Genomic DNA, 19,284 nt, shown 5'->3' with positions numbered 1-19,284 from the left:
CTGAATTTTCTGTCGCGATAACAGCCAGAGGCCGGACGATTCCTCCAGGACCGTCAATGCTTACCCGCGCCCGCCCCCACTTTCTGCAACCGCTCGATCTGCTTCGCCGCATTCGCATTCCCCGGATCCAACGCCAACGAACGCCGGTAATGCACGACGGCCAGCGCGCTCTCGCCATTGATCGCATACGCCTCGCCCAAACTGTCCTGCGCATTGCCGCTGCGCGGGAACAAGCTCGCGACCAGCTTCATGACCGCCAACCCGTCGCGCGGCCGTCCGCTGTGCAGCAAGCGATAGCCCCAATCGTTGAGCTCCAGCTCGTTCCACTGCAACGACGGATCGCGCTTCGCGATCTCGCGCGCCGTGCGCACGGCGCGGTCGTAACCGCTGTCGTCGAGCGCGATGCGCAGCGCCGACACCCCGCTCGGACGCAGCGCCGGCGCCCAATACCCGGCGATCCGGTCGATCTCGTCCTCCGGATACGCCCCGGCCAGATTGGTTAGAATCACCACCGCCACCCGGTCTTCCGGATACAGATAAAACGCCGAACGCGCCCCGCCGGTCATGCCGACCGCGCGATGCCCCGCCCCGCGCGGAAGCACCGTCCAGCCCATGCCCCACTGCCCCGCGCGCCCATCGTTGAACGCCACCGGCGTCCACATCGTCGCCAGCGCCTGCGGCCCGAGCAGCTTGCCTTGCTCCAGCGCGACCAACCAAAGCGCCACATCCTCGGCCGTGCCGACCAAGCCGTTGGACGCACGCTTGAACGGCAACGACACCGGAAAGCGCTGCTCCAGCACACCCGCCGCCCCTGGCGTGGCGCGCACGAACTGATAATCCGGCCCCTTGCCCACGATCACGTCGCGCGAATCGCCGTAACGCGTGCGGCGCATGCCGGCGGCCGCGAACTGCGCATCGCCCAGCATCGCGTCCGGCTCGCGTCCGTACACCCGATTGAGCGCGCGCTGGATCAGCGTGTAATTGGTCTGGCAGTAGTGGAAGCGCTCGCCCGGTGCGAATAACACCGGCTGCGCCAGCGCCCAGTTCCACGCTTGCGCCGCGTCGGTTTCGACCGTGGGCGCGCGGTTGATGTCCGGCAGGCCTGAGGTATGGCTGAGCAACTGCCGCACCGTGATCGCGCGCCACGCCTCGGGCAAGCCGTCGAGGTAGCGCGATATCGGCGCCGCCAGATCGAACTTGTCCGCTTCCACCGCCTGCATCGCGGCGACGCCGGTGAAGGCCTTAGTGATCGAGGCCAGGGTGAAGACGGTCTGGGTGGTCGCTGGCGTATCGAAGGCGAGGTTGGCCGAGCCGTAGGCGCGCGAGAAGACGAGGGTGCCGTCTTTGACTACCGCGACTTGGGCGCCTGGGACGCGGAAGCGGGTCAGGTAGGCGCGCAGGGCGCGGTCGGTTTGCTCGGCCGGGGTGGCCGCTTCCGCGGCGACGGCGGCTGGCTTGGCCATGGCTGAGAGGGGCAGCATCAGCAGCGACAACGCCAGCAACATACGGATAGGGAAGGCAAAGCGCGGGGTCGTAAGGAACACGGCGCCACTCCGCTGTTTACGAATGCGGAAGATGCTACCCCGGGAATTTTCTGGCGGCGGGTGTATGAAGTCCTGGCATTACTTACGACACAACCCGCGCATCTTCCGCGCTGTTTCGAACCCCAATCGGTCACCGGTGCTTCCGCAGCGCGAACCCGCACCTCTCCCGTAAACTTCGCCGTCTCCCACAGGAAACGCAGGTCATGCGGCATACATGGATTTTGGCCCCGATCATCTGGGCGCTGCTTACCGGACCGGCCTCGGCCACCGGCCTGCAAGTCGCGCCCTTGGCCGGCGCGGAAAAGGCGGACATCGCCGCTTACTACAAGAACGGCAGCCGCCTGCTCAAGGCGCTGAAGTACCGCGACACCGACGGCTCATCGCGAATCGTCGCGATCGGCGCCAATCCCAACGGCGAGAAGTTCGACGCCCGGGACGACAAAAGCTATACCTCCATGCACGCCTATGGCTTCGTCGAAGACCACGGCGGCCAGCTGTCGCGCTGGGAGATCAAGGAGTATCACGACATGCTTTGCGCGGTGAAGGTGCTGACCCCGCTGTTCGACGTGATCGATGCGGGCGACGGCCAGCCGTTGACGATGGTGCCTTACTGGATTCCCTGCGACGGTCTCGACGCGACCCGGGTCAAGCTGATCATGATCTACAAGGACCGCAAGTACGCGATCCGCGGGCAGATCCCGAATCAAGAAGAAGACGAGGAGACGCGCGAGCCTGGCGAGAACTTCCGCGAGTTGCCGGCTGCGGTGCGCAAGACGGCGCTGGCTTATTGGGCTAAGGTGATGGCGGCAGCGAAGAAGGACGGCTCGTGAGAAACGCTCCTTTTGAACGGAGTTAGTCAACTCCGCTCGGCACGAAGAGGAACCGTAATCCAATCGACTTTCAGACGAGCCATGATCTTGCGGGTGTTCAGATCCGGCTTTTGTGGTGTGACGAGCACCGCTGCCGCATTCGGCACCTGATGTCGAACCTGCTGTTCCGCCCTCAAAACAGCGCGGTACTTGACCACTTGAAACACGCCTCGCACCAGTTCGCCGACTGCCGCCGAACTCGTTTTGACTTCGACCGCCAACGGCCTACGCCGGTTGTTGAAAAACACATCGGCCTGGTCCCCCGAGCTCAAACGCCATTCGGTCACACCGGGTTTGTATTTCCCGTAGTCCGCGAACAACTCCGGATGACCGGCCACCCATTTTTTCAATGCTTGGTGCTCTCGACTTTCGCCGCCGCCCCCAAAAGGCGGCGACGGGATGTCCAATGCGCCCCCGTCGTCCAACGGACCGGACGCGACATCCAATAAATCGACGCCCAGCGCCCGAGCGACTTTCACCCAGTTCTCGCCGTAGTCGAAAACGGCTTCGGTCGCGCTCTGCATCATCTCGGCGCGGTCGTCTTCGGAGAACTTGCTAGCCTTCGCCCCGCGGAAGAAGTAGCGCACGATCTCGTCGGCACCGGTACCGGGAAGCCCAGTACTCTTCCTGACCACCAGCACATTGATGGGCGGAACACTGCTCTTCCAACGCTTCTCAAGATCCTGCAGCACATACCCAACCACACCGACAGGCCGGCCATACAGCGTCTTCCGCGCCTTCGGTTCAAGTCCGTAGCGCAGGTGCAACTCTTCCGCCAGTTCGCCGTAGGTGATGGGCATGCCTTCTCTCGCACGCTTAATCAAGATTGGCAGAACACAGGGCGCCACCTCTATCGACCACGGCGCCGACTCCCATTCGCTCCAGTTCACTCCCCGTGTTGCCATGCTCTCCCCCATCGCACTGGTCGCCCACCACACAGCGTTCGCACGAAGGCAGACGCGAAACCGACTCCTACGTAGCCGCCGAAGGCGATTCGGCACGACTCCGCCGCAACTTACGTTTACCAACGCGTCGCGTAGCAACAATCGATTTCGCGTTAGGAGAACCTCGCTCCCATAGAAGCGTGGCTGTCCACCGCGGCACCGACTCATTCGCGCTGTCCAATCGCTCTGCGCCCATCAGCATGCGGTAAGCAAATACCGCCGACTCCACAGCCAATATCCAGAAACATAGGCCGGCAAAGGTTTTGCCGCTGAGCGCGCCCGCCCCAGCGAAGACGAATGCGGCGACGCCCAAAATACCGTAAGCAATAAGGCTGGCAGCGTGTTCCAGCCGCCTCAGCAATTTCGAATAGTGCCAGCTCCGGCGCCAGCGCAAAGCGCCAGTCGCATCGTCTACATCCAACAAAGGCCATGCGAACGCCAAATTCCCCAAAGCCCGCGCGCCCTGCGGGTGATTGAGAAAGCGATGAATTAGCGCGGGAGGAATTACCTCTCCGAACACATGCCGAATCGCCACTTGCAGCCACAAGTCATCCGTTTTGTCTGTCTTTGCCCACAGGTCGAGGAAATCTTTTCGGTCCTGACTGCGTGACCGATGCAGACCAAACAACCCCTTGGCCAATACAACTGCGGCCGCTGCAATGGCGATTGGTATGACCCATTGCCCCCCATCCTCTTTCAGCAGTTCATTGAGCATCGCTCATCCTTGTGTGCAACCGCCTATACGCCAGTCAGCTACTCAGTGGCTGGAGGCACTAAAGCGCCTCCAGCCTCCACAGGCCTAGTGCTTCTCGTCCCTAGGCGGACTCGGATCGTTCCCGTAGCTATCGCTGTCCTGAATCTTCCCGTCCCGCCCATGGATGACGAGTTCAACCTCGTCCTTCCGCGCCAGCTCGCGGCCGGCGTCCAGCGCGTCTTCCTTGCGCTCATGCACCGAACTGGCCCGCTCGCCGCCTTCGCGCTTCACGGCCCAGCCATCGGGGTGCGGTACGACCTGGATGTCTTTCTTCGACATGGTCCTTTGTCCTGTTGGGCTCGCGCGCCGATCGCGCGAACCGACGCTAGCACCGGCGCTGCGATCTTCCTGGCGGTTTATGCAATCCGCGTGCCCTGGTGTGCCGCGTCTTTACCAAAACGAGACTGGGCTCGGATCGAGGACACTGCCGACGGAGCGAAAAGCTCGCCGGACGGAGCAGGTTGCTCGACGCAGGAAGCGCGAAGCTGGCTAGGCCAAGCCATTTTCTCCGTCGATCGAGCGCAATGCTCAGCGCCCAGAGCTTTACGCTCGGACGACCGAGTTCTGCGCTGGATCGACCAGGCTCGCCGCTCGGACGTCCGAGCCCATCGCTCCAACCGCCAGGCATTTAGCCCGGACGCCCGAGCGGCGAGCTCTGTCGACCGAGCTTCTTGCTCGGCCGAACCAGCACGGCGCAACAAACCGCTCCCCCTGCCCCGCCCACAACCGGCCGCCCGGCCGCGCTACCGACGCCCAACCGCTGCCGGACAAAAAGAAGCCGCCCGAAGGCGGCATACAGGTCCAGAACCTTGGGCAGGCGCCGAGACGGCATCGCCTCAAACGGGCGGCGCGGCGGGCTCGCGACGGGCACGCGACCAACGCGCCGACATCTCCTTGCGCAGCCCGTCCAGCCCCTGGTTCTTGCCGGCCACCTTGAGCAGCCCGTAGGCCTCCAGCGAGAACGCCATGATGCGGCGCCCAGCGCCAGCTCCGTATCGTCGCCGCGCTCGGCCAAGCGCTGCAGGCGGACGAACAGCGGGCTCAGGCGGTCGAGCGTGCGCAGGTCCAGCAACGCGCCGGCCACGTCCACGCTGGGCGGCACCACCTGCGGGTTCTGCTGCAGCACCCGCACCGCCTGCCGGCAGAACGCCTCGGACTTCGGGCCCATCTTGGCGAGCCGGCGGCGATCATCCGGGGACAGCGACACCAGTCCGAACAGCACCGTTTCCAACTGGGACAAGGCCGCGTGGGCGGCGGCGAGTTGGTCGTCGCTGACTTCGAGGGTGACCAGATTCTGACTCATCGAAGAACATCTAATGTTGCCAAATATGTTTTTTCCAACGTCTCTTCGAGCCTAGTCAGTGTAGACATAACATCACGCTTTGACCTCAACCGCCCAACTGTATTCGGCAATTGCTCCCCGTGCGCAACAGTATTTCGATCATCCGCCAAGGTTTCAAGAGATTGCTTATGAATTATAGACGGGAAGGGACTGCCATCTATCCGGAATAGATTCCAGAAAAGCTCGATATGACGTGGCCTAAGAGTCTTTCCATCATAAGGCAAAGAAAAGGACATGTCTTTTCTATCAGCTGACACCATACTTTCTATTAGCGCAAAAGAGCGCTCCCATCTAGGATTGAGCTCTTTAGTAACATCGCAAAACATTCGCTCAAGAAAAAAGATAGATTGCGCCCGCGCATTCCTTCGATGAGCCATGACGGATGATTGCGCAAACGCCTTGCACGTAGCATGCAAGAAAGGCTTCCAGAATGACTCTGCAGCGGCTCCCATCCAAACAATGGCCCAGCCCCTAACATTAGCAGCCATCTCTGGAGAAAACCCTTCCACCTCACCCTCACCCTGCAGAATAAGCCAACGCCTGATAAGCATTGTTCGCGACAAAAATTCTACATGCGCCTGTTCGATACCTTCTGTCATAACTAAACCTTCGGTTTCGCACCCTGCAACAACTCCTTGGATCGCGCGATGCGCCCCTCGAGATAAGATCGGGTATTAGTTCCCTTCGTCGAATACTTCAGCAAATCCTTATCAGCCAACCAGTTCTTTGCAGGCTTAAACTGAGATTTTCTTGACGAAATTAACTCCGCCGCACCAACGAATATCCCTTCAGCCAAATTCAGAGGCGTCACCGAGTAGCCCTTCTTTAGGATCGGACCCGAAATTACCTTACCCAGAGACAGAACCACTTTGCGAAGGAGTCGCGCCCCCGCTAGGGCGTCAAAATTCGTCGCGACTTGTTCACTATAGGAATTAAGAAATGCAGTAACTGCGCCATCAAAGTTCGATCTATAATTCTTATAGGCAAACATCTTCAAAACGAACTCTTCGAGCGTGCCATCATCTTGCCGACCACTTTGAAGCTTAATAAGAGTTCTCAGTTGTACATCTGCGGCCGCCGCCTCTAAAAAATCTATCAGCGGCCCTCGATATACACACGCGCGAATTTCTTGAGACGTCAGGACTATTCCGCCGGTATTGAGCCTTTGAAATGTATCAAACCTAACCTGTCTATCTGATTTATCGCTAATCGCCGTAACTCGAAGCGACCTCTTCATAAACTGAAGACGAATTGTCTCCGGCAAATCTGCATACGTCTTGCCATTAAACGAATCCAACTGCTCCAATCCGCACAAAGTCAAAGGCTCAACTTTTCCAACAGACTTATAACCTTCATCGTGCGGCATTTCGGTAACGAAATGAACAAGAGACGATACGCGCTGCAAGCCGTCCACAAGCTCCCACGTCCCGTCTTTATTCGTCGCGACAAATATAGTCGGAACAGGCAATCCCAGAATAATTGACTCAATCAGCCTCGACTCACGATCCTCGCCCCATCGAAACTTTCTCTGATATTCAGCCGCACGATCTATCTCATTTGAATTAACCATTCTCACCAATTCTCGAACAGTCACATCCAAATTATCTACATCGACCTTTCGACGCTGCTTGTCATACTGCGCGTACATTTCAGACATTTTCTTTATCCCAAAATTTTATTAATCAATAAGCATCTGCGCGCCCAGAATCGACCAAAGCCTCAACAAGCTCCGCTTTAGATCGCCCACTAACGCACAAAGCAATCAAAGAACATACAGCAGCCATGACCCATTATGAAACGAAAAACCAGGACTTAGCTTTGCGTTATCGCCAAAATCCCCTTAGAGAACAAGCCAAATTCGTTCTCAATCTGCTGCATATTCTTGCCATCTTGCAAATCCTCGCACAGCCGACCATCTAGGCCGATGATCATATCTATTGCGTTAGGCGCCAATCTACAACTCGCATAATCGCTGAGACAAAGCCCCGTCGCTACGTCGAGCTGCCGCACAACTGGCCCCAATACCACACGCATAGCGTCAAAATGGCCCTCGAGTTCCGTCGTAGCATCAAAACCTTGCAAGACCCGGGAAAGATCGGCTTCAAAACTGTCTAGATTCCACATGGCAGCAATCAAATCAGCCCCACGCTGGCACCGAGCCCGCACATCGTCCCCTATCGCCAGGTCTCTCAGAACCCTCTCAGCCACCCCACGCCAAGCCCCCGGATCCCTCTGCCCCCGAGCGTCCTCGACCATATCGAACGTCTCGTAAACATTGATCCCGTGCTCGGGCGGCAACAGAAACCGGTTGTTTCCGACCCCGTTGGTATAAACCGGACACCCTTGGTACACCGACTCCAGCACATAGAACCCAAACGGCTCGGGAAATCGGTTGTACGCCAACCCAAACCGACACCCCCGCATCAGTCGAAACAACGCAGCCTGGCTCAAATGCGGGACACGCACGAAGTAGTCGGCGCAACTGCGCCTGGCCGGAGCCAGCATCGCGTCCAACCCGCGACGAACGTCCTCGGTAAGCGAGTGTTCCGACACGAACAGCCGAATCCGCGGCACCGGCGCAGTGCGCAGCTCGTTGAGCCAGTAAAGAATGCTCAACGTCGCCAGCCAATCCTGCTTGCCCGGTTGCAGGGCATGCCCCCACACCGTGGCGCCGCTGTCGAGCTCCCGCAGCAGCGCCGGCGGCAGATCGACCCCGTGGGCGAAGCCAGGATGCCCATCGCGGCATTCGACGCTGGGCAGCGGCAGGCGTATCGACTTGGTGCGCATCAACCCACGCGGGTTAAGCACGCGCCGCTGTCGCCAGTTGGGAAAGGCGAACAGCGATTGCAGCACGCGCGCCAGATAGGGCGAGTTGGCCAGATGCAGATCGACGGCGGGATTGGCCATCCACGCGCCGGTGCCGTAAGCCAGCCCGTGGTACAGCACGACGTTGTGCCGCGCCCAGCCGCGCTCGGGCGAGCGCACGGCGGTGCCGGTGGCGTCGTACAGGGCGATGTGCGGGGGCGCGTCGCCGTCCAGGCGGGAGATTTGGCCGGCGAGGCCGTACGGCAGCATGGCTTCTTCGCCGAGGTCGTTGCGCGGCGGTTCGAACGAACGCACGTTCCAGCCGTTGCGGCTCAGGATCGGGCCGATGGCGTGGTTGACGTAGCCGACGGAGTGGAACGGGGGGCCGCCGCTCTGCGACAACATCAACGCGATCGTATCGGCCATCCGGTTCCCCTTTCCCTGTGCGGCGGACTGCGTCGGTACGCCATCCGCTCTCGTTGCGTGTGGGGCTTAGCTTACCTCTTGGGTGCGCTGGCGCACCGGTGCGGCCGAGGCCGCTGCGGGGCGCTGGGGCCTCAGGCCGGATCGACAACGATGTAGTGCTGCAACTCCTCCGGAAAGTCGAGGAATTTCGCTCTCTTGCCGAACTTCAGGCGCTTGAATTCGCCTTTGCCGATGGCGGCGTGCAGCAACTTCTCCAGTTTCTTGCCGGCGATCAGGCGGGAGTCCTTGCCGAGATACTTTTGCAGGGGGTATTCGTCGCCCGCGGCGAAATCGTCGAGCTTGCCGTTCAAGAGTGCCTCGAACTTCGGAAAGTCTTCGATCAGGGCGTCCAGGGCGTCCTTGGATTCCTGGTCCAGGACGTACACCGTCGTCATCAGGTGCTCGACGATGACCAGCGCTGCTTGAAGCGACCGGTCCGACGGTATTTTGATGTCGTGGGCGGCGTCGTTGCCGAGGAATCGGATCGAGTGCAGGCGCCCCGAATCCTTCTTGGAGATCAGGCCCTTGGACGCCAGGTTGTTGATACGGGCGCTAAGCTCTTTGCCGCCGATCTCCTGGTCGTTGCAGATCGCTTCGATCGTGGCGCGGAAGCCGATGCCGGCGAGAATCCGTGCCCCGCTCTTGTACGCGCTGCAGGTTTCGCTGTAGATGCTCTCGACGATCTCCGGCAAGTGACGGATGTCGACGCTTCCGGCTCTGGCAGGCGGGTAGTTTTCGACCGTGATGGGCACGTTCCACTCGTTGTACTCATCGGGATAAGCCCCTTCGTAATCGTGGAAGGCCTTACGAAACGACACGGTGTCGCAGCCGCAGCATTTCACCACCGCATGTTCGGTCATGCAGTGGTAGATATCCGGGTCCGTGGTGAGGCGATGGACGCCTTCGATGCTGTGGTGCGTGTCCTGCCCGCAGGAATCGCAGTAATTCTTGACCTTGTCGTTCACTGGCGCCCCCTCTGCGCAGTGGCGGCCCAGAGCCGTCGCCGGGCCTGGGTGGTTCGAATGTCTTTTATAGCGGCCCGACACATTCGTGCATAGCGGCGAATGCCGATGCACCGCTCAACGAGAAAGCGCGAGGTTGCCGACCACGCTCGTCCGTGAGCGCAAGTACGAACGGCCTACCTCAACCGCGCCAGTTGGCGTGCGCGCTCCAGAATTCGACGCTGCGCCGATACGCCTCCCGATCCAACGCCACCCCCGACCCACCCTCCTCCACCCCCAACGCATTGCGCATCATCGTAATCGGCGCCATCGGCGTCTCCACCGGCTCGGCGGTGTACATGCAGCCGACCACGCCCCAGTCGGCGTCGGTGGCGGTGCCCTCTTTCGCCAGCTGTTCGCGGCTGTAGAGGATGACGATGAGGTACTCGGCCACCGGCGGGTCGATGTCTTCGAACCAGCGCGTCAGCACCGGCAGCTCGTCCTTGGTGCGGGCGTCGTAGCCGCTGCGCAGCAGGTGGCGGTTGGCGTCGGTGATCGGTACGGCGAGGCAGCGGGTGCTGGTCCAGTTGCGGTGGACGTGCAGTTTGCAGAACGGGGCGTAGCCGTCGAGCACGGCCAGCGGCGGGGTTTCGTTGAGGTGGCGCTCGAACTGTTCGGGGGTGATGTCCTGGATGGTGTTGCGGCGCGGTTCGCGCGGGAACAGGCGCGGGCGGGCGAAGTCGGTCAGGGTGATGGTCATGCGGGGATTATCGGTCGGTCGGCCGGTGCGCGGAACTGCGGACGCGGGCGTCAGGGCGCGGGGGCGGCGCCGGGTTGGGCGTCGAAGCGCCGGCGCGCGGCGGCGAAGGCGTCGGCGTTGTCGATCACCCAGGTCCACAGCGGGATCATCTGTACGAGCAGGCCCAGGCCGAGTGGGGTCAGCTTGTATTCGACCCGCGGCGGGACTTCGTGGAAGTCGCGGCGTTCGATCAGGCCGTCGCGTTCGAGCTGGCGCAGGGTGCGGGTCAGCATGCGCTGGGTGACGCCGGGCAGTTGTCGGCGCAGTTCGGCGTGGCGCAAGGGACTGGTTACGCCCAGTGCGTAGACCACGCCGAGCGACCAGCGGTTGCCGGCGTGGCCGAGGATGTCGCGCTTGAGGCCGTCGTGGTCGTCGCTGAGCGCGGCGCAGGCGGCTTGCGAGCGGCGGACGATCTCGCGCGGGTCGAGGCCGTGCGGTATCACCGGTGTGCCTACTTCTGATGGGTCGTGCGGCATGACAGCATCTCCGGCCTCGATTCGAAGCGATGTACGCAGGAGTGCACGATGCAAGGCGATGCGGCGCAGGTCAAACAGCGGATTTTGGTGGTGGGTGCGGGCGAGCTGGGGCTGGCGGTGTTGCGCGGGCTGGCTGCGCACGAGGGCGGAACGCAGGCGGACATCGCGGTGTTGCTGCGTCCCGCGACGGTGAGCAGTCAGGCGCCGGGCAAGCTTGCGGAACTCGACGAGATCCGCGCGTTGGGCGTCGCGGTCGAACCGGCCGATGTCGCAGCCGCGTCGGTGGCGGAGTTGGCGGCGGTGTTCGCGCGCTACGACACGGTGATCGGGTGCGTCGGTTTCGCCGCGGGGCGCGGCATGCAGCGCAAGTTGACTCAGGCGGTGTTGGACGCGGGTGTTGCGCGCTATGTGCCTTGGCAGTTCGGCGTCGACTACGACGCGATCGGCCGCGGCAGCCCGCAGGATGGGTTCGATGAGCAGCTCGATGTGCGCGATATGCTGCGGGCGCAGCGGCGGACCGAGTGGATCGTCATTTCGACGGGGATGTTCACCAGTTTCCTGTTCGAGCCTGCGTTCGGGGTGGTGGATCTGGCCGGTGCGCGGGTGACTGCGTTGGGCAGTCTGGACACGGCGGTGACGGTGACTACGCCGGAGGATATCGGGCGGTTGACTGCGGCGATCGTGTTGCAGCGGCCGCGTATCGCCAACGAGGTGGTGTACACCGCTGGGGATACGCTCACTTATGGCGAGTTGGCGGATCTGCTCGAACGCGCGACCGGGCGCAGGTTCGAGCGGCAGGTGCGCAGCGTGCCGCAGTTGCTGGCCGATCTGGCCGAGGCGCCGGACGACAACCTGCGCAAGTATCGCGCGGTGTTCGGGCTGGGCCGGGGTGTGGCGTGGGAGGTGGCGCGGACGTACAACGCGCGCAACGGGATTGCGGTGGTGGGCGCGGAGCAGTGGGTGCGGGAGCGCTTGGTGGCGGGTTGAGGTGTGGAGTGGGTCGTGGGTTTGCGGGCGGGTGACGCCGGCGGGGGTGGCGGCGCGGTCGCGGCTTGCGCCGCTCCTACAGTGGGATCGCGTAGTTGATGGCTTTTTGTAGGAGCGGCGCGAGCCGCGACCGCGGGGTTGCAGGTCGCGGCGCAACCCCGCGCCGAGGTCAGACGGCCGGCGCGCCGCTCAGCAGCGGGTCGGTGATGCTCGCCGCGCCGGTTTCGATATGCCCGGCCAGTTGGCGCACGAAGCCGGCGGGCGCATCGCTGGTGACGCTCAGGTCGTACCAACCGCCGCTGTCGGCGAAGCTCCAATGCACGTTGACGGTCTGGCCGGGCTCGATGCGGTAGCTGCGCGCGGGCTCGGCGCTGTAGGCGTTGGCGGCGACCTTCACCGTGCACGCGACGTCGCCGCTGTTTTCGATCGCCAGCGCAAGGCGCGCACGGGCCTTGTCGTAGATCGCGATCACGTCCGGGCGCGCGCCGGCGGCGGCGACGCGGCCGGCGAAGCGGCGGACGTAGCCGTTGGGGCCGTAGACGATCAGGTCGTAAGCGCCTTGCGCGTCGGCCTTCCAGTAGTCGCTGAGTTGCTTGCCGGTTTCGACGGTGTAGGTCCACGGGCCGGCGCTGCCGTCGGCGGCGTAGACCTGGAACACCGCCGCGCGTTGGCCTTCGTTGGAGAATTCCAGCCAGAACTCGCGCTGCGCCGGTTCGCTCCAGGAGCTGACGTACAGGTCGTACGGCACGGCGCGCGCGGGCTTGATGCCGGGCTCCTGCGGCGGCAGCGCCGGCGAGGCGGCCGGGTAGTCGGGTTTGGCGTAGTAGTACTGTTTCCAGTACGCGTCGTTCATATGCTTGGCGGCCGCTTCGACGTCGCGCGCGCTCGCGGGTGCGGCGCCGTCGGCGGCGTCGACGCTGAAGTCGAACAGCGAGGTAAGGTCGCCGCATACCGCGCGCCGCCATTCGCTGATGTTCGGCTCGGCGACGCCGAAGCGCGCTTCGAGGAAGCGGATCACCGAGGTGTGGTCGAACACTTCCGAGCTGACCCAGCCGCCCTTGCTCCACGGCGAGATCGCCAGCATCGGCACGCGATGGCCGAGGCCGACCGGCAGGCCGGAGGCGGCTTCGATGTCGCCGGTGGTGTGCACGGTCGAGGCGCCCTTGCCTTGCGCCCACGGCGGCGTCGGCGGCGGCATGTGGTCGAAGAAGCCGTCGCATTCGTCGTAGGTCAGCAGGAATACGGTCTTGGCCCAGACTTCGGGCTTCGCGGTCAGCGCTTCGATGATCTTGGCCACATACAGCTCGCCGAACGCCGGGCCCCACCACGGGTGTTCGGACGAAGAGAACGACGGCACCAGCCACGACACTTGCGGCAGTGCGTCGTTGAGCACGTCTTCGCGCAGCCTGTCGAGGCCGCGCACGGTCATCGCGCGCTCCCACAACTGCGAGGCGCGCGGGGCGTTCTTGAACTGGCCGAACCAGGCCAGCGCATTGCAGTCGTAGTTGTTGTTGTCGTCGATCTTGTAGCGGCTGAGCAGGAAGTTCAGCGCCGCGTTGTACGAGCCGACCGCGCCTTGCTGGTAGATCCGCCACGACACGCCGGCCTGTTGCAGGCGCTCGGCGTAGCTGGTCCAGTTCACCGAGCCGCCGGTGTCGGCCATGTCGTTGCCGGTGTGCACGCCGCTGCCGTCGCCCTGGGCCGAGGCGCGGCCGCTCATCAGGTACAGGCGATTGGGATTGGTCGGGCCGAGCATCGACGCGTGGTAGGCGTCGCAGACGGTGAAGCTGTCGGCCAGCGGGTAGTAGTACGGCAGGTCGGCGCGGGTGAAGTAGCCCATCGCCTGCGGCCACTGCACGTGCATCCACTGGTCGTTGCGGCCCTGGTTCCAGCAGTCGTGCAGGCCGCTCCAGCCGTGGTCGTTGCTCTCCAGCCACTGCGCCCAGGTCTTGCTGGTGTCGAGGTGGTACGGGGTGTAGTCGCGGCCCTTGTAGTTCTGCTGCCACACCGGCCGGCCGTCGGACCGGCGGATCGCGCGCGGGTCGTTGAAGCCGCGCACGCCGCCGAGGGTGCCGAAGTAATGGTCGAACGAGCGGTTCTCCTGCATCAGGATCACCACATGCTGAACATCCTGAAGCGTGCCGCTGACGCGCGCGGGCGCGATCGACAGGGCCTTGGCGATCGACGGCGGCAGCATTGCGCCGGCGGCCAGGGCGGCGGCGGATTGGCCGGCGAGGCGGAGGAAGTCGCGGCGGGTGGGAGCGGACATGGGCGGGCCTGCGCGGCAAAACGCAGGACGCTAACCAGCGCGGATGACCCGCGAATGACGACGCGCCGCCGATCGGCGGACGCGCGGGAGTTTTGTCCGGAACCGGAATCGGCTGCGCGCTTCAGGTTTCCCTGGAGACCTCGCCGCTTGCGCGGCGGTGCGCACCGCGCGGCGAAGTCCGACGCGCCGCGGCAGTCGCTTGCGCCGTGGGCCGGCCCTAGAAGCGGGTCCGGCCGATGCGCTTACCCCTTGAACAGAACCAGGATGCCAAGCACCAGCAGCACCGGCCACCAGAACCGCGTGGGGATCGAGAACAGCGACGAATCCTCAAGCGAGCCCCTCACGCCGAACAATATCGCAGCCGATGCCAGGCATGCGATCGCCACGCCGATAGGGCCCAAGCACTTGTTCGCCGAGGCGATGCCCGCCGCAACCAGCAAGCCTATCCACAGGCCGTTCCCTCTCCACCAGACCACGCCTTCCCCCAAGGAATCGTAGGTTCGCGAACTCAGCGTCGCGATTCGTCCGGCGCCGCGTTGTCGGCGCCAGGTTCGCGCGGGGCGACCGCAGCGTCGGACCCAGGCGCTTTGTCCCGGGCGTGGAACCGCAGCACCACGGAGCGGCGGAACACGCTTTCGAAGCCGGCGTAAGGCAAGGGCTCCGCCTTGCGCACGGCGGCTTCGACCGAACGGCGGCCGGCGGCGTCGAACTCGCAATCGACTCTCGCCGTCGCGACGATCACGTAACCGCCCGGAAGCATCCGGACCTCGACCGGGCACACCTGTTCGAGGGTCACGCTGTCGGGGCGCACCCATTGCTGTTCGACCGCTTCGCTCAAGGCCGCCACGTAACGTTGCAGCAAGCGCTCGTTGTTCGCGTCCGCTGCCGTTTGCGCGCCGGCCGTGGCGGCGCACAGGCCCAGGCCCAGCGACGCTCCCCGTATCCAATTACTCATCGCTCCCCCGATGCGACCGGCCCATCGCACGAGACCCGCGTTCGCGGGTCCCGTGACTGGCCTGTGTTTGCCTTGCCGCCGCTTACATGTTGCGCCGGTACTCGCCGCCCACGTCGTACAAGGCATGGCTGATCTGCCCCAGGCTATGCGTCTTCACCGCCTCCATCAGGCTGGCGAACACGTTGCGGCGCTCGCGCGCCGCCGCCTGCAGGCCGCGCAGGCCTTCGGCGGCGTACGCGTTGCGGCCGGCCTGATAGGCCTTGACGTTGTCAATCTGCTGGCCCTTCTCGCCCTCGGTCGAACGGATCAGTTCGATCTCGGTGACGATGTCGCCGCCGTGGTCCTTCGGCAGGAAGGTGTTGACGCCGACCAGCGGCAGCGAGCCGTCGTGCTTCTTGTGCTCGTAGTACAGGCTTTCTTCCTGGATCTTGCCGCGCTGGTACATGGTGTCCATCGCGCCGAGCACGCCGCCGCGCTCGCTGATCGCTTCGAATTCCTTGTACACCGCCTCCTCGACGATGTCGGTGAGCTTGTCGACGATGAAGCTGCCCTGCCAGGGGTTCTCGTTGAAGTTCAGCCCCAACTCCTTGTTGATGATCATCTGGATCGCGACCGCGCGGCGCACGCTTTCTTCGGTCGGGGTGGTGATGGCTTCGTCGTAGGCGTTGGTGTGCAGGCTGTTGCAGTTGTCGAACAGCGCGTACAGCGCCTGCAAGGTGGTGCGGATGTCGTTGAACTGGATTTCCTGGGCGTGCAGCGAGCGGCCCGAGGTCTGGATGTGGTACTTCATCATCTGGCTGCGCGGGTCGGCGCCGTAGCGCTCGCGCATGGCGCGCGCCCAGATGCGGCGGGCGACGCGGCCGATGACGGTGTATTCCGGGTCCATGCCGTTGGAGAAGAAGAACGACAGGTTCGGCGCGAAGTCGTCGATCTTCATCCCGCGCGCGAGGTAGTACTCGACGATGGTGAAGCCGTTGGACAGGGTGAAGGCGAGCTGGCTGATCGGGTTCGCGCCGGCTTCGGCGATGTGGTAGCCCGAGATCGACACCGAGTAGAAGTTGCGCACGTTCTTGTCGACGAAGAACTGCTGGATGTCGCCCATCATGCGCAGGGCGAACTCGGTGCTGAAGATGCAGGTGTTCTGGGCCTGGTCCTCTTTGAGGATGTCGGCCTGAACGGTGCCGCGCACGGTCGCCAAGGTCTGGTCGCGGATGCGCTGGTAGGTCTCGGCGTCGACGACCTGGTCGCCGGTGATGCCGAGCAGGCCCAGGCCGAGGCCGTCGTTGGTTTCCGGCAGCAGGCCGCTGTACTCGGGGCGCTTGCGGCCTTCGAACAGGGCTTCGATCTTGTCGTGGGCGGCGTCCCAACGCGCTTGGTCTTCGCGCAGGTATTTCTCGACCTGTTGGTCGATGGCGGTGTTCATGAACATCGCCAGGATGATCGGCGCCGGGCCGTTGATGGTCATCGACACCGAGGTGCTCGGCGCGCACAGGTCGAAGCCCGAGTACAGCTTCTTCATGTCGTCGAGCGAGGCGATGTTGACGCCGGAGTTGCCGATCTTGCCGAAGATGTCCGGGCGCACGGCCGGGTCTTCGCCGTACAGGGTGACGCTGTCGAACGCGGTCGACAGGCGCGCGGCCGGCTGGCCGACGGACAGGTAATGGAAGCGGCGGTTGGTGCGCTCCGGGGTGCCCTCGCCGGCGAACATGCGGATCGGGTCTTCGCCGGTGCGGCGGTACGGGTAGACGCCGCCGGTGTAGGGGTAATAGCCCGGCAGGTTTTCCTTTTGCAGGAAGGTCAGCAGCTCGCCCCAGCTCTTGTAGGTCGGCGCGGCGATCTTCGGGATCTGCTGGTGGCTCAGCGATACGCGGTAGTTCTCGACCCGGATGACCTTGTCGCGGACCTTGTATTCGTTGACTTCGTCGGTGATCGACTTCAGGCGCGCGGGCCAGTCGCGCAGCAGCTTCAGCGCGTCGGAGGTCAGCGACTGGACGGCGTCGTTGTAGCGTTGGCGCAGGGTCAGCAGGGTGCGGTCGACCGACCGCCCCTTGGCGAGCGCGCGCGCCTCGATCTCGCGGATCCGCTGGCGCGTCGCAGCGAATTGTTCGCGGACGGCAGGATCGACATTCTGCAAAGCGGCGTCGACGTCGTCGTCGGACGGCGCCGCCGGTTCGTCCTTCGAGGGCAGCAGCGCGTCGGAGTGATAAAGATCGAGCGCGTTGGGCACCTGATCGCCCAGATCGTGCAGCGACTGCCAATACGACTGCGCCCGATCGGCGATTTCCGACTGCGTCTCGATCTGCCGGTTGATCGAACGCCCCTGCTCGGCGATTTCGGCGAGGTAACGAACGCGCGCGCCGGGAATCAGCACGGTGGCGCGCGGTTCCTTGAGGTCGGTGTTGACGTCCGGCGTCCACTTGTCGGCCGGCAGCGACAGCTTCTCGCGCAGCAGGCGGCACAGGTTGGCGAACATCCAGCTGATGCCGGGGTCGTTGAACTGGCTGGCGATAGTCGGGTAGACCGGGACGTCCTCGTCCTTGGTCTGGAACGCGACGCGGTTGCGCTTCCACTGCTTGCGCACGTCGCGCAGCGCGTCTTCGGCGCCGCGCTTGTCGAACTTGTTGAGTACGACCAGTTCGGCGTAGTCGAGCATGTCGATCTTTTCCAGCTGGCTCGGCGCGCCGAAGTCGCTGGTCATGACGTACATCGGGAAATCGACCAGATCGACGATTTCCGAATCGCTCTGGCCGATGCCGGCGGTTTCGACGATGACCAGATCGTAGCCGAGGCTGCGCAGGTAGCCGATGCAATCCTTCAGCACCGTGTTGGTCGCCGAGTTCTGCCGGCGTGTGGCCATCGAGCGCATGTAGACGCGGTGGCTGCGCAGCGAGTTCATGCGGATGCGGTCGCCAAGCAGCGCGCCGCCGGTGCGGCGGCGGGTCGGGTCGACCGAGATCACCGCCATGCGCATGTCGGGGAAGTTGGCGAGGAAGCGGTTCAGCAGTTCGTCGGTGACCGACGACTTGCCGGCGCCGCCGGTGCCGGTGATGCCGACCACCGGGGTCTTGCCGCCGGCCAGCTGCCACTGCTTGCGCAGATGCGCGAGCTGCGGTTCGTCGAACGCGCCTTCCTCGATCGCGCTGAGGGTGCGGCCGATGCTGATCTCGTCGTCGATGCTGGAGACCTGCGGGCTGGATTCGGTCGCCAGGCGCGCGTCGCTGGCGCGGCGCACCACGTCTTCGATCATCGCAACGAGGCCCATGTGCATGCCGTCGTTGGGATGGTAGATGCGCTCGACGCCGTAGGCCTGCAGCTCGCGGATTTCTTCCGGCGTGATCGTGCCGCCGCCGCCGCCGAACACGCGGATGTGGCCGGCGCCGCGTTCTTTCAGCATGTCGACCATGTACTTGAAGTATTCGACATGGCCGCCCTGGTAGCTCGACAGCGCGATGCCGTCGGCGTCTTCCTGCAGCGCGGCGCGGACCACGTCTTCGACCGAGCGGTTGTGGCCGAGGTGGACGACTTCGGCGCCCTGCCCCTGGATCAGCCGGCGCATGATGTTGATCGCGGCGTCGTGGCCGTCGAACAGGCTGGCGGCGGTGACGAAGCGCAGCGGGGTCGCGTCGGGCTGGGCGGCGGGGATGTTCGCGGCGGTGGTGCTCATGGGCATCTCGATACGCAGGACGGTCTGCGCGTATTGTAGCTCTGTGCGCGGCGGCCCGGTTTGCGGCGCGCATTCGGGGGCGTAGGGGGCGGCGGCGCTAGCGAAGACGGGGCGGCGGCGTCAATAGGGCGGCCGTGTGGCGGCGGTGCGGGAACTGCCGGGCGGGTCGCAAGTGGCGATGGTGCGGGCGGTTTGGACGGATCCGCTATGCCGGAACGACACCGTCGCCAGTTGCGCGATTCAGCGCGCTGTCCGCAGTCCCGCTGTAGGAGCGGCGCGAGCCGCGACCGCGGGGTAGCCGCTTGCGCCGAACCTTTCGCCGTAATTGCGTTGGCGCGGTCGCGGCTCGCGCCGCTCCTACAGGGGGTTTGCCGGCATTGCCGAATGGGTGTGCGGGCGCAGCAATGCTTGGTCGCGGTCAACCGCCCTGCCCCGCAACCGTTTTCCAGCAAGCCCGGCTTCAGCAATCC

Annotated in this window: 17 protein-coding genes; 2 read left to right on the top strand and 15 right to left on the bottom strand. The window is 63.9% G+C overall.

The window, feature by feature from the left end:
* Positions 1-53: 53 nt before the first annotated feature.
* Positions 54-1,544, bottom strand: coding sequence for a serine hydrolase (locus JHW38_RS01370; protein ID WP_207524253.1), 1,491 nt, complete (start codon positions 1,542-1,544; stop codon positions 54-56).
* Between the two features lie 221 nt (positions 1,545-1,765).
* On the opposite strand from JHW38_RS01370, the gene JHW38_RS01365 reads away from it, so the two are divergent.
* Positions 1,766-2,374 carry a M949_RS01915 family surface polysaccharide biosynthesis protein gene (locus tag JHW38_RS01365; protein ID WP_207524252.1) on the top strand — a complete coding sequence of 203 codons (609 nt, stop codon included), beginning with the start codon at positions 1,766-1,768 and terminating at the stop codon, positions 2,372-2,374.
* 26 nt (positions 2,375-2,400) lie between these two features.
* Here the strand turns inward: JHW38_RS01365 and JHW38_RS01360 are convergent, their stop codons facing one another.
* The 10 genes from JHW38_RS01360 to JHW38_RS01315 form a co-directional block, all read right to left on the bottom strand.
* A complete protein-coding gene (locus tag JHW38_RS01360) occupies positions 2,401-3,213 on the bottom strand; it encodes a hypothetical protein (protein ID WP_207524251.1) in 813 nt (270 codons plus the stop codon).
* Between the two features lie 172 nt (positions 3,214-3,385).
* Positions 3,386-4,072, bottom strand: coding sequence for a hypothetical protein (locus JHW38_RS01355; protein WP_207524250.1), 687 nt, complete (start codon positions 4,070-4,072; stop codon positions 3,386-3,388).
* A gap of 84 nt (positions 4,073-4,156) precedes the next feature.
* Positions 4,157-4,390: a DUF2188 domain-containing protein gene (locus JHW38_RS01350; protein WP_207524249.1), complete on the bottom strand. Its 234-nt coding sequence runs from the start codon at positions 4,388-4,390 to the stop codon at positions 4,157-4,159.
* Between the two features lie 349 nt (positions 4,391-4,739).
* Positions 4,740-5,414, bottom strand: a complete 675-nt coding sequence (locus tag JHW38_RS01345; RefSeq protein WP_242691127.1) for a hypothetical protein — start codon at positions 5,412-5,414, stop codon at positions 4,740-4,742.
* The gene (locus JHW38_RS01340) at positions 5,411-6,052 is read right to left on the bottom strand and encodes a hypothetical protein (protein ID WP_207524248.1); all 642 of its coding nucleotides are present in this window, start codon (positions 6,050-6,052) and stop codon (positions 5,411-5,413) included. The genes JHW38_RS01345 and JHW38_RS01340 overlap by 4 nt, the downstream gene beginning before the upstream one ends.
* A gap of 2 nt (positions 6,053-6,054) precedes the next feature.
* Positions 6,055-7,110, bottom strand: coding sequence for a DUF262 domain-containing protein (locus JHW38_RS01335; protein ID WP_207524247.1), 1,056 nt, complete (start codon positions 7,108-7,110; stop codon positions 6,055-6,057).
* A gap of 155 nt (positions 7,111-7,265) precedes the next feature.
* Positions 7,266-8,684 carry a hypothetical protein gene (locus JHW38_RS01330; RefSeq protein WP_207524246.1) on the bottom strand — a complete coding sequence of 473 codons (1,419 nt, stop codon included), beginning with the start codon at positions 8,682-8,684 and terminating at the stop codon, positions 7,266-7,268.
* 131 nt (positions 8,685-8,815) lie between these two features.
* Positions 8,816-9,688, bottom strand: a complete 873-nt coding sequence (locus tag JHW38_RS01325; protein WP_207524245.1) for a DUF4145 domain-containing protein — start codon at positions 9,686-9,688, stop codon at positions 8,816-8,818.
* A gap of 178 nt (positions 9,689-9,866) precedes the next feature.
* Positions 9,867-10,424: a DUF3228 family protein gene (locus tag JHW38_RS01320; protein WP_207524244.1), complete on the bottom strand. Its 558-nt coding sequence runs from the start codon at positions 10,422-10,424 to the stop codon at positions 9,867-9,869.
* A gap of 50 nt (positions 10,425-10,474) precedes the next feature.
* Positions 10,475-10,906, bottom strand: coding sequence for a winged helix-turn-helix transcriptional regulator (locus JHW38_RS01315; RefSeq protein WP_242691125.1), 432 nt, complete (start codon positions 10,904-10,906; stop codon positions 10,475-10,477).
* Positions 10,907-10,987: 81 nt separating this feature from the next.
* On the opposite strand from JHW38_RS01315, the gene JHW38_RS01310 reads away from it, so the two are divergent.
* Positions 10,988-11,926: an aromatic alcohol reductase gene (locus tag JHW38_RS01310; protein ID WP_207524242.1), complete on the top strand. Its 939-nt coding sequence runs from the start codon at positions 10,988-10,990 to the stop codon at positions 11,924-11,926.
* Between the two features lie 169 nt (positions 11,927-12,095).
* On the opposite strand, the gene JHW38_RS01305 is transcribed toward JHW38_RS01310, so the two are convergent.
* The 4 genes from JHW38_RS01305 to JHW38_RS01290 all read right to left on the bottom strand — a co-directional run bounded on the left by JHW38_RS01305 (position 12,096) and on the right by JHW38_RS01290 (position 18,814).
* Entirely contained in the window at positions 12,096-14,195 is a 2,100-nt protein-coding gene (locus JHW38_RS01305) for a phosphocholine-specific phospholipase C (RefSeq protein WP_207524241.1), read from the bottom strand.
* A gap of 242 nt (positions 14,196-14,437) precedes the next feature.
* Positions 14,438-14,671, bottom strand: coding sequence for a hypothetical protein (locus JHW38_RS01300; RefSeq protein WP_207524240.1), 234 nt, complete (start codon positions 14,669-14,671; stop codon positions 14,438-14,440).
* A 32-nt stretch (positions 14,672-14,703) separates the two neighbouring features.
* Positions 14,704-15,150 (bottom strand): TonB C-terminal domain-containing protein, encoded by a 447-nt coding sequence (locus JHW38_RS01295; protein ID WP_207524239.1) that lies wholly within the window; start codon positions 15,148-15,150, stop codon positions 14,704-14,706.
* An 82-nt stretch (positions 15,151-15,232) separates the two neighbouring features.
* Positions 15,233-18,814, bottom strand: a complete 3,582-nt coding sequence (locus JHW38_RS01290) for a methylmalonyl-CoA mutase family protein (protein ID WP_207524238.1) — start codon at positions 18,812-18,814, stop codon at positions 15,233-15,235.
* Between the last annotated feature and the right edge of the window lie 470 nt (positions 18,815-19,284).

It is taken from the genome of Lysobacter enzymogenes (genome assembly GCF_017355525.1).
Classification (GTDB): domain Bacteria; phylum Pseudomonadota; class Gammaproteobacteria; order Xanthomonadales; family Xanthomonadaceae; genus Lysobacter; species Lysobacter enzymogenes_C.
Note: the sequence above shows the minus strand (reverse complement) of the source record. Positions and strands in the feature narration are given on the sequence as shown.

Bases quoted from the DNA above. Each gene is read 5' to 3' on its own strand.
- JHW38_RS01360 (WP_207524251.1), bottom strand. From the start codon at position 3,213: ATGCCCATCACCTACGGCGAACTGGCGGAAGAGTTGCACCTGCGCTAC.
- JHW38_RS01355 (WP_207524250.1), bottom strand. From the start codon at position 4,072: ATGCTCAATGAACTGCTGAAAGAGGATGGGGGGCAATGGGTCATACCA.
- JHW38_RS01350 (WP_207524249.1), bottom strand. From the start codon at position 4,390: ATGTCGAAGAAAGACATCCAGGTCGTACCGCACCCCGATGGCTGGGCC.
- JHW38_RS01345 (WP_242691127.1), bottom strand. From the start codon at position 5,414: ATGAGTCAGAATCTGGTCACCCTCGAAGTCAGCGACGACCAACTCGCC.
- JHW38_RS01340 (WP_207524248.1), bottom strand. From the start codon at position 6,052: ATGACAGAAGGTATCGAACAGGCGCATGTAGAATTTTTGTCGCGAACA.
- JHW38_RS01335 (WP_207524247.1), bottom strand. From the start codon at position 7,110: ATGTCTGAAATGTACGCGCAGTATGACAAGCAGCGTCGAAAGGTCGAT.
- JHW38_RS01330 (WP_207524246.1), bottom strand. From the start codon at position 8,684: ATGGCCGATACGATCGCGTTGATGTTGTCGCAGAGCGGCGGCCCCCCG.
- JHW38_RS01320 (WP_207524244.1), bottom strand. From the start codon at position 10,424: ATGACCATCACCCTGACCGACTTCGCCCGCCCGCGCCTGTTCCCGCGC.
- JHW38_RS01310 (WP_207524242.1), top strand. From the start codon at position 10,988: ATGCAAGGCGATGCGGCGCAGGTCAAACAGCGGATTTTGGTGGTGGGT.
- JHW38_RS01305 (WP_207524241.1), bottom strand. From the start codon at position 14,195: ATGTCCGCTCCCACCCGCCGCGACTTCCTCCGCCTCGCCGGCCAATCC.
- JHW38_RS01295 (WP_207524239.1), bottom strand. From the start codon at position 15,150: ATGAGTAATTGGATACGGGGAGCGTCGCTGGGCCTGGGCCTGTGCGCC.
- JHW38_RS01290 (WP_207524238.1), bottom strand. From the start codon at position 18,814: ATGAGCACCACCGCCGCGAACATCCCCGCCGCCCAGCCCGACGCGACC.